Annotated in this window: 15 protein-coding genes and 1 tRNA gene; 4 read left to right on the forward strand and 12 right to left on the reverse strand. The window is 40.8% G+C overall.

The window, feature by feature from the left end:
• Together aroB and BMY50_RS18270 are read right to left on the reverse strand one after the other, a co-directional pair.
• Positions 1–1,062 (reverse strand): 3-dehydroquinate synthase, encoded by a 1,062-nt coding sequence (gene aroB / locus BMY50_RS18265; RefSeq protein WP_377533703.1) that lies wholly within the window; start codon positions 1,060–1,062, stop codon positions 1–3.
• Positions 1,063–1,198: 136 nt separating this feature from the next.
• The gene (locus BMY50_RS18270; protein WP_093327201.1) at positions 1,199–1,405 is read right to left on the reverse strand and encodes an RNA-binding S4 domain-containing protein; all 207 of its coding nucleotides are present in this window, start codon (positions 1,403–1,405) and stop codon (positions 1,199–1,201) included.
• A 90-nt stretch (positions 1,406–1,495) separates the two neighbouring features.
• Here BMY50_RS18270 and BMY50_RS18275 point away from each other — a divergent pair, with 90 nt between their 5' ends.
• The gene (locus BMY50_RS18275) at positions 1,496–2,707 is read left to right on the forward strand and encodes a proline dehydrogenase family protein (protein ID WP_093327203.1); all 1,212 of its coding nucleotides are present in this window, start codon (positions 1,496–1,498) and stop codon (positions 2,705–2,707) included.
• Positions 2,708–2,864: 157 nt separating this feature from the next.
• Here the strand turns inward: BMY50_RS18275 and BMY50_RS18280 are convergent, their stop codons facing one another.
• Positions 2,865–3,497: an HAD family hydrolase gene (locus BMY50_RS18280; RefSeq protein WP_093327205.1), complete on the reverse strand. Its 633-nt coding sequence runs from the start codon at positions 3,495–3,497 to the stop codon at positions 2,865–2,867.
• A 63-nt stretch (positions 3,498–3,560) separates the two neighbouring features.
• On the opposite strand from BMY50_RS18280, the gene BMY50_RS18285 reads away from it, so the two are divergent.
• Positions 3,561–3,634: transfer RNA gene (locus tag BMY50_RS18285), tRNA-Ile, on the forward strand.
• 234 nt (positions 3,635–3,868) lie between these two features.
• On the opposite strand, the gene BMY50_RS18290 is transcribed toward BMY50_RS18285, so the two are convergent.
• The 6 genes from BMY50_RS18290 to BMY50_RS18315 all read right to left on the reverse strand — a co-directional run bounded on the left by BMY50_RS18290 (position 3,869) and on the right by BMY50_RS18315 (position 13,311).
• Positions 3,869–4,912 (reverse strand): DUF6528 family protein, encoded by a 1,044-nt coding sequence (locus BMY50_RS18290; RefSeq protein ID WP_093327207.1) that lies wholly within the window; start codon positions 4,910–4,912, stop codon positions 3,869–3,871.
• Positions 4,913–4,961: 49 nt separating this feature from the next.
• On the reverse strand, positions 4,962–6,437 hold the full coding sequence (locus BMY50_RS18295) for a RagB/SusD family nutrient uptake outer membrane protein (protein ID WP_093327209.1): 1,476 nt from the start codon (positions 6,435–6,437) through the stop codon (positions 4,962–4,964).
• 33 nt (positions 6,438–6,470) lie between these two features.
• Positions 6,471–9,605, reverse strand: a complete 3,135-nt coding sequence (locus BMY50_RS18300; RefSeq protein WP_093327211.1) for a SusC/RagA family TonB-linked outer membrane protein — start codon at positions 9,603–9,605, stop codon at positions 6,471–6,473.
• 93 nt (positions 9,606–9,698) lie between these two features.
• Entirely contained in the window at positions 9,699–10,760 is a 1,062-nt protein-coding gene (locus BMY50_RS18305; RefSeq protein ID WP_093327213.1) for a FecR domain-containing protein, read from the reverse strand.
• Between the two features lie 196 nt (positions 10,761–10,956).
• Positions 10,957–11,559 carry an RNA polymerase sigma factor gene (locus BMY50_RS18310; RefSeq protein WP_093327214.1) on the reverse strand — a complete coding sequence of 201 codons (603 nt, stop codon included), beginning with the start codon at positions 11,557–11,559 and terminating at the stop codon, positions 10,957–10,959.
• A 285-nt stretch (positions 11,560–11,844) separates the two neighbouring features.
• Complete coding sequence (locus tag BMY50_RS18315; protein WP_093327575.1) at positions 11,845–13,311, reverse strand: family 43 glycosylhydrolase; 1,467 nt, start codon at positions 13,309–13,311, stop codon at positions 11,845–11,847.
• Positions 13,312–13,691: 380 nt separating this feature from the next.
• Here BMY50_RS18315 and BMY50_RS18325 point away from each other — a divergent pair, with 380 nt between their 5' ends.
• Positions 13,692–14,282, forward strand: coding sequence for an HD domain-containing protein (locus tag BMY50_RS18325; protein WP_139202288.1), 591 nt, complete (start codon positions 13,692–13,694; stop codon positions 14,280–14,282).
• Positions 14,283–14,286: 4 nt separating this feature from the next.
• On the forward strand, positions 14,287–15,156 hold the full coding sequence (locus BMY50_RS18330; protein ID WP_093327222.1) for a YitT family protein: 870 nt from the start codon (positions 14,287–14,289) through the stop codon (positions 15,154–15,156).
• A gap of 7 nt (positions 15,157–15,163) precedes the next feature.
• Here the strand turns inward: BMY50_RS18330 and BMY50_RS18335 are convergent, their stop codons facing one another.
• The 3 genes from BMY50_RS18335 to BMY50_RS18345 are packed head-to-tail and all read right to left on the reverse strand — an operon-like array spanning position 15,164 to position 17,953.
• Positions 15,164–16,207 (reverse strand): adenylate/guanylate cyclase domain-containing protein, encoded by a 1,044-nt coding sequence (locus BMY50_RS18335; RefSeq protein WP_093327225.1) that lies wholly within the window; start codon positions 16,205–16,207, stop codon positions 15,164–15,166.
• Positions 16,200–16,583: a response regulator gene (locus tag BMY50_RS18340; protein ID WP_093327228.1), complete on the reverse strand. Its 384-nt coding sequence runs from the start codon at positions 16,581–16,583 to the stop codon at positions 16,200–16,202. Before BMY50_RS18340 ends, BMY50_RS18335 begins: the two co-directional genes overlap by 8 nt.
• Complete coding sequence (locus tag BMY50_RS18345; protein WP_093327231.1) at positions 16,580–17,953, reverse strand: sensor histidine kinase; 1,374 nt, start codon at positions 17,951–17,953, stop codon at positions 16,580–16,582. Before BMY50_RS18345 ends, BMY50_RS18340 begins: the two co-directional genes overlap by 4 nt.
• Positions 17,954–17,980 lie beyond the last annotated feature (27 nt).

A 17,980-nucleotide genomic window follows, 5' to 3' on the forward strand; every position in this document is an offset into this window, starting at 1 on the left:
TTAATTGAATGAGCAATAGTAATCAAGACTTTCTTTAATATCTTCCTGGCGAACATAAATATCAAATTCGCATGTTCCTATTTGTTTTAGTAGGGCAAAGCCGATATTTCCACTGGTATTTTTCTTATCATTACGCATATAAGCAAATAGGTCTTCATATATACCTTCTCCAAAAGAATATACCGGAAATATACTTTTAACATAATCAGTAATTTCATTTAATGCCTCCAAGGGCAAACCATTTAATCGATGTGACAAATAAGCCTCACATATCATACCGGCGCCAATGGCTTCACCGTGCAACAATGGAAAGGAATCATTAGCGAGCGAGTAACTTTCAATGGCATGACCTATCGTATGTCCGAAATTCAAAATTTTGCGAAGACCCTTTTCTGTTGGATCTTTAGTAACTACATCATTTTTTATTTCTACAGACCGGCGGACTAATTGATCATTTATCTCTTTTGGGCTAATCGCTTTAAGCTGCTTGAAATAGTCGTAATCGTAAATAAGACCATGCTTTATCATCTCCGCAAAGCCAGATGTTATTTGCCTATCGTCAAGTGTCGATAAAAAAGAACTATTGATAAAAACGGCTTTTGGCTGAGCAAACGTACCAATAATGTTTTTTACTCCATCCATGTCTATCCCTGTCTTTCCGCCTACTGAAGCATCCACCTGAGATAACAAAGTGGTTGGAATCTGCACAAAATCGATTCCCCGCTTAAAGGTAGATGCAGCAAAACCACCAATATCAGTAATAACGCCGCCCCCAAGGTTAACCATCAAGCTTTTTCTATCGGCACCAAAATCAAGCAGCATCTTCCAGATACCTATGCAAAAATCAATGTTTTTGTTTTCCTCACCGGGATCTATTTCTATTAAATCGTACTCCGTTAATTTGGGTAAATAGCGTTTAAATACGGGTAAACAATATTCGCCCGTATTCCGGTCAGTAAGTACAAATACCTTTGAATAAGAATTACTATTTAAAAAATCGTCCAGTGCTTCCAGTTTTTTGTCAAAAAATACAGAGTAATTATTACTTTTTATCTCACTTATCATTTTATTATTTTTGTTTTTGTTTAATTGTAGCTACATACAACAAGCGAACTTTTTTATTTCAATCACTACTTGAGGATTTGCATATTCTATTTGTTCAGATATAGCTCATTGTTGAATCCGTCCCGAACCAATACTATTGAATCACAATCTTATATTCTAAAAATGTTATTACATCCCCTTTTCTCACTTTATATCTTTTGCGTAACTCTATTTCCCCATTACAGGTCACGAGCCCTTCGCTTACTACCGCTTGTGCTTCACCCCCATTTTCAACCACGTTTACCGCTTTTAACAATTGAATGAGGTGAATATATTCGCTATCGAGCTTGAAATTTATCATAAATCAAACCTACAAAAATTCTTACATCAGCGCGAATTAAAATAACATTTTCCGCTATTAACACATTGGTTTTTTATCTAATTTTGTTGCATGATTTCATCATCTAAAGAACCACCATTCTCTACCAGAGAAAAACTCACTTTTGACAACACCGAGATAGCTTTTCAAAGCAAAAGCAACTCAGAATTGAACCGCGCTTATTGGCTTTTTAAAATTATATCCAGCAACTTTTTAACGAAAGTAGGGCCACCAATAACAAATTTTGCACTTAATATTGGTTTACCTATTAGCGGTATTATAAGAAAAACTATTTTTGAACATTTTTGTGGAGGCGAAACCATTGATGGTTGTGAAAAGGCAATACAACAATTAGCCCTTCAGCATGTGGGTACTATCCTAGATTATTCGGTAGAAGGCGAAGAAACGGAAGAAGCATTTAATCATGTCCTAACCGAAACACTAAGAACGATTGAAAGAGCAAAGAAAGACAACAACATCCCTTTCTCTGTTTTTAAGGTAACCGGATTAGGACGATTTGATCTATTAGCTAAAGTTAATGCAAAAGAAGAATTGACGGCGCCAGAAAAGGAAGAATTTACGCGCATTAAAAATCGTGTGGATAAAATATGCAATATAGCGTATGATGCTAATGTTGCGGTGCTGATTGACGCTGAACATTCTTGGATACAAGATATAATAGACGATATTGCCCGCGAGATGATGCGGAAATATAATATCGAAAAAGCTATTGTTTATAACACTTATCAGTTATATCGACATGATGTACTTGCCGCATTAAAAGCCGACTTTTATTTAGCGCAAACGGACGGATTTCATATAGGTGCTAAACTTGTTCGGGGTGCCTATATGGAAATTGAAAGGGAGCGAGCCGGGACAGAAGGCTATCCGTCGCCTATTCAACCTGATAAGGAATCTTCTGATCAAGATTACAATGCTGCCATTAACTTTTGCTTAGATAATCTGGATCGAATAGGTTTTATGGCAGGTACCCATAATGAAAACAGTAGTCGCCTGCTAGCTGAAACCTTAGATGAAAGAGGTATTGCGAGAAATGACAAAAGAGTTTATTTCGCTCAGTTGTTAGGGATGAGTGATAACCTTTCATTTAATTTATCGGCCGCTGGTTATAACGTAGCCAAGTATATGCCTTATGGACCTGTTAAAGCTGTCATGCCATATCTCTTTAGAAGAGCGCAAGAAAACACTTCGGTTGCTGGGCAGACAGGACGTGAATTAAGCCTTATCATAAAAGAAAAAAAACGCCGTAAAAATATTCATTAGCAGTGAGCAGTCACAGCACTGTTAATATCGAAAGCGAAATGGGGCTGTCTCCCATGTTTGTCAAAGACAAGCACAAGAGGCAGCCCTATTCTGTGAAATAAAGTACCATTACTCCGCGGACAGAAACTCAAATAGTTCGCGTCAGTTACGTAGTTTTCTAAATAACTATCCCTCTCCTTTCCAATAAATTTTCCAAGGTATCAGGAGCTGTTAATAATTCTGTTTGGATACCTAATGATTGTGCGGTTATTAAATGTTGTGGACTATCGTCAATAAATAAAGTTTTTCCCGGCACCAGCTGATGTTCATGAATCATAAACTCAAAAATATCTGCATTGGGTTTTCGCATACCCAATAAATGGGAGTAATAATCTTTAATAAAAAATCCACTATTATTTTCTAGTCCATATTCCTTCTTTAAATAATTTTGAATAGAAGCGTAGTGAATTTCATTATTATTGCTTAGTAAAAAGGTATTATATTGTTCTTTAAGCCTCAGTAGTAATTCATGTCGACCTTTTGGCACGCCAATTAAAAGTGCATTCCAAGCATTATCGATTTGCTCATCCTTTAGTTGCTGACCGGTAATCTCTCTAATCGCATTTCTAAACTCTCCGGCCGAAATTTTCCCCATATCGAAGTCATCAAATAATGCACTTTGCCCTGCATGGCTAAACACGTTTTCTACATCATTGACACCCAGTTCCATAAAAGCTCTTTGTGCGCGTTGAAAGTCGATCATAAAGATCACATTGCCATAATCGAAGATAATATTTTCAATATTTTGCATAATTAATTTTAAAATGTGCTTACAAATATGTAAAATTGCACTCGCAAATCAGCAATGGTTGCCGCGCCTATAGCTCAGTTGGTTAGAGTAGAAGACTCATAATCTTTTGGTCCCTGGTTCGAGCCCAGGTGGGCGCACGATATTAAAACCCCTCTTATAGAGGGGTTTTTTATGCTCAACCTTATATATTATATCAGCCTTTTACAGTAATTTTTTCCTCCTGACTCTGTTTTTAAATTCTTTTATTGTCTCACGTTAATATTATATCCTTATTCCAGTATAAGACATATAGCCAATATGCACCTTTTAGCTAAGGAATATGTACTAAAGAAAGGTACATAACACCTAGGAGAAAGGTAGGTGGAGGTTTTTCAATAAGGGGTGCGGAAAATTTTCGCCTTGTAAAATTTAGCTCCACTCTTCGTCCGATAATATTGAAAGTATCCATCACTGGAATAAACATCGACATAGCGTGTACACCAGGTCGGACTGGTGACGGGATCAGGCAATTCGGTCGTTTTCTCCGAGTCTGGGAGTGTAAGCACAAACAAACCCGAATGCTGTCGACTTATACCTTTCACAAAAGTCTTGTTAAGCAGATTGGGACCATCGGTAAACACTTTTGTTGTTTTATCAAAGCGGTAAACCCCTCCATTTGTACTTACCCATAATATGTTAGGGTTGTTTAAGTCCCGGGATAAATCATGCCCGTAGGGATTGGCACTGCTTGTTGTATTCAAACGTCCTCGTCTTTCAGAGAGTTCGGTCAAGGTTGGCGCAGCATCCGTTCCACCAACCTGCATAGCAATCACAAAATCATTACCTGTCGCCCATAAAATATTCTCCACGGGGTCATATAACACAGCATGTGCTTTATTAAGCCGAATAGCCGCATGACTTAAATTATCAGTTCCTGTAGAAGAAGCAAAAAGCAATACCGAATCTTTGTCTGTAGCAGCAACGGCAATATTCCCATTCGGAAGCAGTTCCACTCCATGCGGATTAAATCCAAGGTTATAAGCCCACTTCTTTGTCCCAGAAGGATAGGAAGCGATCGTAACTAGTCCACTTGAACAGGAAGCAACTAAGTGGTTTCCTCCCCACGCATTGACGGTACGAACTTTGAAATCTGTCGGCAAACCCCAATGGTCAAGGGCATACTGGGAATAACCTTTAGTCGTTTCCGGTTTCCATGACCATTTCAGTGCATTCGAGCTGTTCCAATCTTCGACAACTGGGTCGTAGATTTCAATCTTGTTGGTAGCCTGATTACCAGTCCATATCCAGTCGTCGGCTGCTGCAATCGCTACCCTAGGTTGAACCAATGTTGTCGCATTTCCCTGTAAAGAAGCTTGTTTGTCTTCTTTGCAGCAAACAAAAATAGAAGCTATATAAAACACTAATAATCTTTTCATTTCAATTATTGATTAATAATTCGTTGTATCACTCAATGGATGCCATAGCTTAGTAGCCTGGATTTTGGGTCAGATTCGGATTTTTTATGATCTCTTCGGCAGAAATCGGATAATAGTTATGGAACTGTTTGATATTTGCCGCGCCTACCGGATTGTCGTCAGCCACCGATTTAACCGCTTCTACAAGTTTGCCCCACCTGACCAGATCCCACCTGCGTTGAAACTCGCCGGCAAATTCAATGGCGCGTTCTTTCATAATCTCTTCCCGTAGATCTTCCTGCGATTGGCTTGCAAGTTCATTCAATTCAGCCCGTTTTCTTACCTCATTTAGCCATTTTGTACTTTCTGCTATATTTCCATCTTCGTTATAGGCCTCCGCCAGCATCAACAACACGTCCACATAACGTAATACATAAAGATTTTTCCCACTCGCCTGGGCATTGGCATCCAGGTCCCAAAACTTAGAACCAAACCAGGGATGATCAGGTCTCGGCCATTTGGTAAAGGTCTGACCATTATAACCGTAACCAAGCACAACATCCTTACGTTGGTCATTCGGTTCAAACATCCTCACCAATTTAAGTGTGGGTCTGCAAACGCTCCATCCGTCTATCACGTAACTACCAAAATCGACTCCCGCATAAGTGCTTCGGCCCGGATCTCTTGCAGGCATATAATAGGACGTCTGTTGGTGTGTTTTAATGTTTGTGGAAGTAGCAGCATCACGAAGAAATTGCACTTCAAAAATGGATTCTGCATTATTTTTGGAGCGGTTATGCACATCAAAAACATCGGCATAATTTTGCAGCAGCGAATATTGACCACTTTGAACCACCTGTAGGCCAGCTTGTTGCGCATGGATCCAATCTCCATTATAAAGATACACTTTGGCCAAAAGTGCCAGCGCTGCTCCTTTGGTTGCCCTGCCCACATCGCTGGCACCATAGCTCAATGGAAGTAATTCAGCAGCCTCACTCAGGTCCTTAATGATCTGCGCACGAACTTCGGTCAGCGGAGTTCGTGCAAGCTGACTTACCGCATTCACATCCAATTCATCCGTCCATACGGGAACGTCTCCCCAAAAATTGGACAATATGAAGTAGTACAATGCCCGTAAAAATTTTGCTTCTCCAACAAGTCGTCCTCTTAATTGCTCCTCAATAGGAGCCTGCGAGACACGGGCGACAACCATGTTTGCATTTTTAATAGCCGTATAGGCGACACTCCAAACATTACCAGTACCAGTATTTCCAGAAGTAAAGGTATATTCGTGTGGAACAAGATTGTTTGCATCTTCCGTATAGGAAAGATCAGTACCCAGATCCACAATTCGCCAAAATTCAGGTGCTCCATAAATGGCATTTAAAGATCCATAGACACCATTGACTGCCTGCGTACACTGTTCGCCATTCGTAAAAAAATTATCCGGAGCGATGAAGGTCTTCGCCTCCTCATCCAAAGCTTTTTCACATCCCCCGATCAGGATGCTTCCAGCTAATAGGCACATAAGCAAATATATTTTCATAACGATTATTCTTGTTTTTATTATCACTTTGGGTTAAAAGGTCATATTTAGTCCGAACGTTATCGTTCTGCTGTTCGGATAGTTTCCATTGTCTGTGGCAATGATTGTCGAACTGCTGCCGCCGCTATTTACTTCCGGATCGAATCCATTATATTTCGTCAGTAAAAAGAGGTTTGTACCACTCACAAATACCTTCATATCTTTGACAACCTGTTTCAGCAGCAATCCTTTGAGATTATAACTGAGCTGGGCTGATTTCAGGCGAAGAATGGAAGCATCATGCAATAACCGGTCGCCCGGAATATTATCACGCGATTCCACTGCTGGAATATCTGAAGTTGGATTATCGACGGACCAGCGGTCAACCATATACTGGTATTGGTTCGTTAAAGACGATCCCATCCCTGCGAAAAACTCCATGGCATTGAACATTTTATGACCTTGACTAAACTGAAAGAAGAAATCAAGCGTGGCGCGTTTGTAGGTAAAGGTGCTACCGAATCCTCCAAACAGTTTGGGATTTGCCGGTGCAAGATAATGGTAGTCCACGGCATTCAATACACCGTCATGATTGTGATCGACGTATCGCGGTCCCCCAAGTCTGTAAAGGTTGGCTGTCGATACCAAGGTTCTTTCGCCACTGGGTTTGCTCAGTTCGGCATCGATCTCTTCCTGACTCTTCCAAGTGCCTGCATATTCAACACCATAATTTGCGCCAATGGGTACGCCTTTTTCCAGATAGCTGGTCAGCACGCCATAACCAATGCCAGCGTCCAAGGAAACCCTGCTGAGCGGACCGACATCTGTTACCTCCTGTCTATTTGTTGAGACATTGATGAGGGCATTCCATGTAAAATTCCTATTTCTGATCACATCCCCATTTACTGAAAAATCAAAACCCTCATTTAAGGACCTTCCGAGATTAACGATACGTGACCCGTACCCAGTTTGCGAAGGAATCTGAACGGTCAGTAACAGATCTTTGCTCACCATCCGATAATAATCGGCTGTAAAATTGGTTCTTCCATTAAAGAACTCAAAATCGAGTCCTGCATCTAACTGGGAAGTGGTTTCCCAGGTCAACCCGTCATTACCAACGTTTCCCTGCGTATAACCCAACGCCTGCGCACCGCCGAAAATATACGCATTGCTATTCGCCGATAAGGAAGCTAAGGACTGGTAATTGGCAATGCCCTGATTCCCGGACAAACCGTAACTAACACGGAACGAAAGATCGGATATCGTGTTACGGATCTTAGCATGCTCGAAGAAAGGTTCATTGGATATTCTCCATTTAACTGCACCTGACGGGAAAAAGCCCCATTTCTTACCCGCCGCAAAGTTCGACGCGCCATCCTTACGGCCCGTGAAGGTAAAATAATATCGATTTCGGTAATCGTAATTAATACGTCCCAAAAAAGAGACTATCGTATTTTCATCTAAGTCGGAGGCGATGCCCCGATTCTCCTGCTCGGTAATCCCCAAATTGTTGTATTGGGTAATATCGTTCGTAAGCCGTGCGCCTGAAGCATATAACCGGTCTATGTCTCTCGTTTGATAACTCGTTCCAAGAAGAAAATCCAGGTGGTGCTCTCCAAAACTTTTCGTATAATTCGCTGTGTTTTCATTAATCAAGCTACTGGTATTATAAATATCAGAATTCGCTGACCCATACATAATGTTATTATAAACCTTGCTTGGCATATCGGAAGGACTGTAGTAATCCCCCCGCTGATTGATAAAATTGATTCCCAAGGAAGACTTTAGCTTCAATCCAGGAACAGGTTCATACTGAAGATAAAAATTTCCAATAATATTGTTAGCAAGCTGCTTATTGGTGATCTTATTCACAATTGCTACCGGATTATCAATGTGTCCTCCTGTGTACCAGATAGGGTTGAATGTTTCATAAGTTCCATCCGCTTTATATATAGGTATCGTTGGTGCTAAAAAAACATAAGAGGAAGACCAGCCCGTATTAGAACCCAGGTTCATACTACTAAGCTTTTTGTTTTCACGACTTATATTGAGATTAACACCAAGGTTAACCTTTGACGAGAGATTTTTAGTGAAGTTGAGCCGACCCTGATAACGCTTAAAATCGGTATGCTCGATAATACCCTGCTGGCTCAAAACATTACCGGATAAATAATAAGTATAGCCATGATCATCGCCTGTTCCCCCAGATGCCGATAAGTCATAACTTGAAAATGGAGCGTTACGGGTTACGGCGTCTATCCAGTCCGTGCCTTCTTCACCAACAATATTGATGACCGAATCTACATTCGGATAAAGCGCTGGCTGTTTGCCGAACACCCGGGCTTCATTTATAAATTCAGCGAATTCCCGTGCGTTCATCATTTCGGGTCGCTTTGCCAATTGCGATACTCCCTGATTCGTAGAAAAACGAAAGTCATTTCTCCCCACCTTCCCTTTTTTAGTCGTAACAAGAACAACCCCATTGGCGGCTCGAGAACCGTAAATAGCCGTTGTAGAAGCATCTTTAAGGATATCGATGCTTTCAATATCCGCAGGATTGATCGAATTAAGATTAGTACCACTGGGATCAACGATACCATCAATGACATAAATAGGTTCATTGGTAGCGCTAATCGATCTGGAACCCCTGACACGGATCGTGGTAGGACTCCCCGGAGCGCCGTTTGTCGACTTAACGTATACCCCGGCTGCCCGTCCCTGCAACATCTGGTCGATTCTTGTAGCTGGTAAATTTTCCAGTTTCTCAGTTGAAATAGTACTTACCGAACCTGTCAGATCTTTTCTTTTGCTCGTACCATAACCGATAAGCACTACTTCATCGAGCATGGTTTCCTGGGGTTGCAATTTTATGTAAACGGAACTGATCGACCCTTGATTGGTAAGAACCTCCTCGGTGTATGGCCTATACCCAACTAAACGGAAATTAAGCATATAGGTAGCACCGTTTTGTAAGTCGTTAACCTGAAATAATCCCTGTTTGTCTGTACTCGTGTGTTTTACGCGCTGATTTTTATTCAACTGAACCGTTACGGTTACTCCCTCTAACTGTCGACCGGCAGTATCAACAACTATCCCCTTGATACTTGCGCGTTGCTGCGCAAATGTCGGTACTGCCAACACAAGCAGTAACAGGAGTAGAGAGCAACATTCAAAAGTTTGTTTCCTCATAATTTGTCTGTTTTATCTTATTTTAATTTTTCAAGCAATACAAAGCCATACCGCAATTTTTGCAGTTGCAATCGTGTTTATGTTTTGATTATTTTATTTTGTTTTTTTCTTAATTAGGACTGTATCCCCATGTTGATCAAAAGATAGATTGTTCATATTACAGATAATAGATAGTGCTGTTGACAGCGGCATATCTTCTTCGAAATTGCCAGTGAAATATAGATTTTTAACATCCTGATCCTCATAATCAATCGATACGTTATAGTATTTTTCTAAGGTTCTTAATGTTTCCGATACAGTGGTGTTTCTAAATAAAAGAGAAGCCGTCGGTTCTGTGAACTTGGATGTTGGTGTTTTCTTAAGTGATCGTGTCTTTTCAATTGCCGTAACATCCACTAAACCTGTTTCCAGGTTTAAACTGAGTTTTTTCCCGGGCATCAGATACGTTTCTTTCTCGAAGTCTTTGCCACTATAAACCACTACCTTACCTTTGAGTAGTTTGATATCGGCGTAGTTTTTGCTCCGTAGGTCGACATCGAATATTGTTCCCAACACCTTAGTTAACAACCTATTACTTTTCACAATAAACGGAAGTCCAGGGATTGGCTCCACTTCAAAGCGGGCATGCCCTTTGACTAGCTCAATGTTCCGGTTATCCTTGCCAAAACTTTCACTGTACAGAACGGTACTTTGGGGGTATAGCTTTACTTTAGATCCATCCGCAAGCTTAAGCTCACGTACATCGCTTGAGAAATTCTGTTGTTGAAAGATCTTTGTTCGATACCTATTTTCCGTTGACGACATCTGTTGTTCTGTGGGCACTTTTGAAAAGTATCCAACCAGTACCTTAGTGATGAATATGACTAGGATTACAGCAGCAGCGTACCTGACATAATGGGACAAATAATTGCTTCGGTGTTCAGGTCTTTCCTTGCCGATCTGTTCCAATAGTCGGTATTTGATCGTTTGAAGGTGATCTTGCTCTTCCTTCATAATCGTTTCCTCCTTATTGATCAATTCCCGAATCTGTAAACGTAGTTCTTCTTCATCCGCTACGGCAAAATATTCAAAAAGAGAGAGCAATTCCTCCTGTTTACAGGTATTGTCAATGTACTTCCGGAGTAAAGGTGTAATATTGCTGTTCTGATTGTCCAATTTTTACTCTTTTACTACTACTATGCGCGAAAAGGAAAAACACACTAATCCTTTTTGATATTTTTTTATTTTTTTTCTTATGACGGAAATTAGCCGCGTGCTTATTTAATGAAATGCAAGTACCTTATCTTGATTTTGTATCGGAAAAGAAGACATGAATGAAAGAATAAATGAATCTGCACTTCAATTCTATTCCTTAGTGATGGAGCATATAGGCCGTTACCACAATTAGCGCCATATCGGTAGACTGAAACAGGGTTTTCCGAACGATCGCCGTTGCGCGAACAAGATGGTTGCTCACAGTAGACGTGGATATATCTAATAATGATGCGGTCTCCTCATAGCTTTTTCCCTGCAAGCGGCATAGCTCAAAAACCTCCCGGCAACGCGGTGGCATATTGGTCATCGCATCCTGCAATAGCTTGTGGCTTTCTTTAAGGTAGTACTCCTCTTCAGTATGGGTATAAAGCTCGTCAAAGGTCTGTAGAATATGTGTCTGTAGCTTAATATCCAGTGCTACTTTTCGGTAGAATTTGTAAATTTCGTTTTCAGTAACCCTATATAACCAGGGTCTAAGCGTATAATTTGAGTCTAAAATCTGGCGATTTTCCCAAACTTTTAAGAAAATATCTTGAAGCAATTCATCAGCTATAGCGTTGATCTTCACGAGCTTTAACAGTTTACCATACACCCCTTGGCTATAGTGATCATAAATCTTTTCGAAAGCTACTGAATCACCAGCCTTCATTCGATCTATTAGTTCTTTTTCGGTAAATACTGTTGAAAAGGAGGGCTTCATAACGTTGGTCGCATAACAGAATCCGTTTTATTATTTTTACAAGATCAATTTCCAATGGGCAAAACTAAATACCCTCTGTTAATATTTTGTAAATAAATCTTAACATTTACACAATCTTTTTTCATCAAATCTAAAAGACCATTGTAAATGATAGCAGAAAGAGAAGTTGGAGTTGTTATTTGAGCTTATGACAGAAATTGCTTCCTTCACAATGCCGCCATTGCACAAGTTGCTTTAAATTGGTTATTAAATACTTAAAACAAGCCAATGATATGCCATTTCCTATCACGGCGCTTCAAATTTCCACAATTGGGCACTGGCGCCATTCCATGTCCATGAACGTACATCAGCTCCCGGCGTCGGGTCGCTATTGACAATATCCAGCACATTATTACCAGCTTTTGCCATAATGCGGTACCAACCGTCCCCTATAGACTCAACGCGCCACAGCTGGCAATCGTTCGAGAAAACATCCCAAACTTGGATATTGGCCCCACGGTCAATCCCGCAGGCATCTAGGTCCAGTGATTTATGATTAGGCAATTCTGATATGATTTTATAAAAACCATTCCCCTGATACGTTAAGTTCCACTTTTGTCCATTACAGGTGGTGCGAGTCCAAGTCCTTACGTCAGCGTTTCCAACAGCACAACCTGCAATATCTAGGTACAAGCCTGCTCCTGAACTAGTATTTATCTTTGACCTGATGGCATATTGCCCATTGGGAATTGGGTTAGACGGGTAGCATGGCGTTCCAGCACCCGATTGTGTGACCCCTGAATTGGTAATACTGATAGGCATAATATTGCCGGCTGCATCGAAAAACATTCGATCAATGGCCACCTGTCGTTCGTGGATATTGGTGCTCGTGCGCCGATGATAAACGAAGAAATACTCATCGGCACAATCGGGCTTCCTAATCACCGCATTATGCCCAGGCCCTTTGATGGCACCTAATGGTGAGGTGATACGGCCTTTGTAGGCCCAAGGCCCCATGGGATTGGAAGATGTAGCATATTCCACATGATAATCGTCATTACCAAAGTGATTAATTGAATACATCAAATAATATATATCATTTCGTTTGATGACATAAGGTGCCTCAAAGTAATTAGCTGGCTTATCATGCCCACGTGTGCCCGTGAGAGATATCATGTCATTATTCAGTCGCTGTATATTCATAGTGGTATTACCCCAATACATATAAGCCTGTCCATCGGTATCTACAAACACCATTGGATCTATCGGATCAGCGCCATCACCCGTTGCTAGTGCACTCCCCTTATCAACAAAAGGACCAACTGGGCTGTTGCCCACAGCAACTCCAACTTTTTTAGCCGCAGTAAAATAAAAATAATATTTTCCATTACGTGCCACAACAGAGGGCGCCCACCCATCAGTTTGCGCCCAGCTTACGTTGGCCAAATTCAAGACAATGCCCTCATCGGTCCAATTTAATAAATCAGTGGATGAATAAGCATGAAACTGACTCGCATTGGGCCCCGTGGCAGTTGGATAAATATAATACTTGCCATTGGCATATAGAATATCCGGATCTGCCGTTGCTACAGGCAGAATAGGATTTCCACTCATCAGATCAATTGCACCCAGTGCTGAAACATTGGCTTTTAAAGCATCAGACTTCACACCGTCTGCAGGCATCGCTTCCTTTTCTGTACATCCCGCAAAACTTAATGCGATGATAACTGCATAAATAAGCAGTTGAGCTGCTTTTCTAGATTGCTTTCTCATTGGCTTCAGATTATAATTGGTCCTTAATCTAAAGTTATTGAGAAACAGTGAGATGTTATACGCCATTTTTTCTCAAAAGTTCGGCAAATCATATCGACTACTCTTTTTCCTATTACCACCCTTCGTTGATAACAGGCCGTAAAGGATGTAGAAAGGCCGTCGCTAGCCGCATCCGTTATTGACTGGCAAGCTTTCCGTACGGCTCTTTTTGCTTTTTAGGTTTATGGGCATCGAAGAAAAATTTCATATAATAAGCATTCCCTAACTCTTTATAAAGCAAATGACCGCTCTTATTGCGAACGATAGGCAGTATACACACGAACCTTCTCAAAGCATTCCTATCCCATTTAAGAAAATTTGAATATCTTAGCATGCTATTAATGATTCAGATGCAACTTGAACAGGTTACCACATTCATTTTAGATCAATTGAAGCATGACCTTTCTCCTGCTTTTACCTATCATCAGGTTGACCATACGCAAGATGTAATACGTGCCGTAAGAGATATTGGTTTGGGAGAAGGCATTTCAGGGAATGAATCGATTATTTTATCGACCGCAGCACTTTTTCACGACACAGGATTCTTAATAGCTGCTGAAAATCACGAAATGCATTCCTGCGAGATAGCACGTAAACATCTTCCGCATTATTCGTATACGGAGGGAGATATAGATCAGGTTTGCAGTTTAATTATGGCCACAAAGGTGCCGCAAAAACCTAAAAATCGCTTAGAAGAGATCATCTGCGATGCAGATTTAGATTATGTGGGTAGGGAAGATTTTTTTGAAATAAGTGAAAAGCTTTATGAAGAAATGGTGGCGCTTGGCAGTGTATCTTCACGCGAGCACTATATGCAGTTACAGCTGGATTTCATTCGAAATCATCACTATTTCACCAAAACAGCAAGAACTGCACGTAACAAAATAAAGGAAGAAAACTTAACTAAAATAAAAACAAATTCGGAAGCCTAGAAGTATGAACTCAAAGTCGATAGCAATAATACGTGACCTAATTTATGTAATAACCGGTATCTTATTCTGTGGTTTTGCCTTAAAAGGTTTTTTGGTGCCCAATCAGTTCTTTGATGGCGGTATCACCGGCATCTCCCTGTTGATACACGAAATATACCATGTTAATATTGCCTATGTCATCGTGCTTGCTAACCTTCCCCTTATTGTCATGGGCGCTTTCCAAGTGAGCAAGAAGTTCGCGTTAAAGACGTTGGCCTGTGTGATCTTGTTAGGCATCTGTTTATTATACGTCCCCTACCCTATTATTACCTCCGACAAATTGCTGGTTTCGATTTTCGGGGGCGTTTTCATGGGAATTGGTGTCGGTTTATCCATGCGAGGAGGCTGTGCATTGGACGGCATTGAAGTACTTGCTCTTTATACGCTGAAACGGAGTAGTTTCACCATTAGCGAGATTATTTTGGGCATTAACATCATTATCTTTTTGATCGCTGCTGTGCACTTAGGCCTTCCGACAGCTTTGTATTCGATTTTAACTTACTATACCGCCTCACGGGCTATTACTTTCGTGATTGAGGGTTTGGAAGAATATACAGCTGTTAACATTATATCTGCTCAAAGTGAACACATCAAGGAAAAATTGGTAAAAGAAATGGGCAAGGGAATTACGGTATATAAAGGTGAACGTGGCTTTTTAAAAGAAAGTTTTGACGTTCATCACCCGGTTGACATTGTTTTTACCGTCGTCACTCGATTTGAAGTACGGAGACTAAAGAACAAGGTACACGAGGTGGATCCGCAAGCATTCGTATACACCAGTACGATCAAAGAAGCAGCAGGAGGCATCTTAAAAAAGAGAGCAAGAGAACATTAATCTCTTGCTAGGCGATTACCTCGTAAATGTTGACCGGTTTCGCCTTATTCTTAAGGGTAGCTGTTCCAAGAGCTGAAAAGCCGAAGGATTGTTTCGCTTGCTCATAAACATGCTCGGCCACTACAATCTGGCCAGCTTTGGCAGTCGATTGTAAGCGTTGAGCCAAGTTAACCGCATCCCCTATTACCGTATAATCTAAGCGTTTTAAAGAAGCTGATCCGATATTTCCGGAAATAACCTCTCCAGTATTGATGCCGATGGAAACTTCCGGTTTGAAGGAGTGATCGCCTGATTGAATGGCCTCGATGGCCGCTATCTTTTCTTTCGTTGCCAAGGCTGCATCAATGGCCCTATCCAAATGATATTCTCCTTTGAATACCGCCATTACTGCATCCCCCATAAACTTATCCACATGCCCGCCATAAGCGATAATTTCTTTCACAATGGTATCAAATAGATCATTGATCAGCTTTACGACATCATCCGCGGCAACGGTTTCCGTAATGGCCGTAAAGCCACAAATATCAATAAAAACAACGGTTGCTTCAATCGTCTCATTTACCAGTAGACTTTTTTCAAATTCCTGATGCGTCATAAAATTCAGCACATGCTCATCTACATACATCTTCAGGATATTATTTTCTTTGATTGCCTTTAGCGTACCCTTTATTTGTTCTACATGTCCCAATGTTTTTTCGATTGTCAGATCGAGATCATCAAAGTTTACGGGTTTACAAACAAAATCAAACGCCCCACGGTTCATTGCGGAACGGATATTCTCCATATCTCCATAAGCTGATACCATCACCGCCTTAATCACCGGATTTGCTTCGGGAAGTTTGGTAAGCAGGGTCAACCCATCCATACCTGGCATATTAATATCGCTTAGAATAATATCGATATCTTCTTCTTTTTTTAATAGTTCGAGTGCCTCCAGCCCGTCTTTGGCAAAGACGAAAGTGTAAATCCGCTCCCGTATCTTCTTCCTGAACTTTTGTCTGATTAAGAGCTCTAGATCTGCTTCATCATCTACAACTAATATCTTAGCCATGCTTTTCGAGATTTTTTAATTTTTCTTTTAACAAATTAAAATTGAGTGGTTTTGTCAGAAAGTCATTGGCTCCTAATCGCATCGATTGCCGATAGTTTTCTTCGTCTCCATAGGCGGTAATCATCATCACGAAAGGGGGTGTCGCACCGTGTTCCTTTCTGATATGCGACAGCAACTCCAAGCCGCTCATGCCCGGCATGTTAACATCAGATAGGATGAGAACAACTTCCGAATCATCGCGAAATAGATATTGAATAGCCTCCTCTCCGGATAAGGCAAATTCAAACAAAATCTGTCCGCTTTTGATTTCCTTCCGAAACCGCTGTTTAAATAAAGGTTGTATATCTATTTCGTCATCAACAACAAGCACTTTCATGATCTATTAGGTATGGTTATTATAAATTTAGCATATTCTCCTTCAATGGTTTCTACTTTTAACGCTCCTCCATGTATTTTGGTAATAATATCATAACTCATGGAGAGACCCAGACCGGTGCCCTGTCCGGTTGGTTTTGTAGTAAAAAAGGGTTGATATATTTTTTCTAAGACCGCTTTAGGTATCCCTAAACCATTATCAAAAACCGTGATCCTGATAGAAGCCCGCCTACCTTCTTCAATGACATTTTCGGTTGTAACGGTTACTTTTGGTGTAAAAACTTCACCTAACTGTTTTTTCTTCTCATTAACCGAATAGAAAGCGTTATTAAAAAGATTAAGAAAAACCCGACCCAAATCCTGTGGCACTACTTCAATGGCAGGCAGGGTCAACTCAAATTGCGTATCAATGGCAGCATTAAATGATTTATCTTTAGCTCTTAGCCCATGATAACTTAACCTTATGTATTCGTCAGCTAATGCATTGATGTTTGTTACTTCTTTTTTCCCGGTACTACTACGGGAGTGCTGAAGCATACTTTTTACAATACCGTCTGCGCGTTTGCCATGGAAATTAATTTTTTCCAGATTTTGAGTTAAGTCCGCAATCAGGTCATTTGCCTCTTCTTGATGCACTGATTCAAGTGTTTTGAAGGGGCCCTCACGTAATTCATCTAGCAATTCGACACTTACTTCCGAAAAATTATTGACAAAGTTCAAGGGGTTTTGAATTTCGTGGGCGATACCGGCAGTAAGCTCCCCTAAGGAAGCCATCTTTTCAGATTGAATAAGCTGCGCTTGGGTGCTCTTTAACTCGTCTAATGCCACCTGCAGTTCCTCTTTTTGTTTAACAAGCTCAGCTGTACGTAGGGCAACTTCTTGTTCCAAATTGACTTTCAGTTCAGCCATAATCCGATTCTGTGCTTCTTCTGCTTCACGCTTGGCCCGTTCCTTTTCAAGGGCTTTCCGCTGCGTGCTATTTACCAGCCACATACCCACAAACCACAAGAGCCCAAACAAGAGAGCGCTCTCAAAGAAATCATCATGCTTCCGATAGAATGATGGAAACAGGACCTCTGTGAGGTGGGTAAAAAAAGAGAGCACAGCGTATGGCAACATGGAATACGCCAAACTTTTTCCGACACTTAGTTCGGGTCGTAAATGAATCGCTGCCAATAGCGCAAAGAAGCAAAGTTGCAGGAATAAAGTAGCAGAATAGGCACTAGTGACAATATCAAATATGATCAGTCCAATACTTATATAGACACCGATTTGAAGATATTTGGCCAAATCGTAATCTACTTTTTTATAGTCGACCTTTTTTTTAAGGAAGCTAATCAAAATTAACGTAAATATGGGCTCTAGTATCATAGATTGGAGGTTTAGCCTGCAAACAGC

The organism is Olivibacter domesticus, from assembly GCF_900109575.1.
Classification (GTDB): domain Bacteria; phylum Bacteroidota; class Bacteroidia; order Sphingobacteriales; family Sphingobacteriaceae; genus Olivibacter; species Olivibacter domesticus.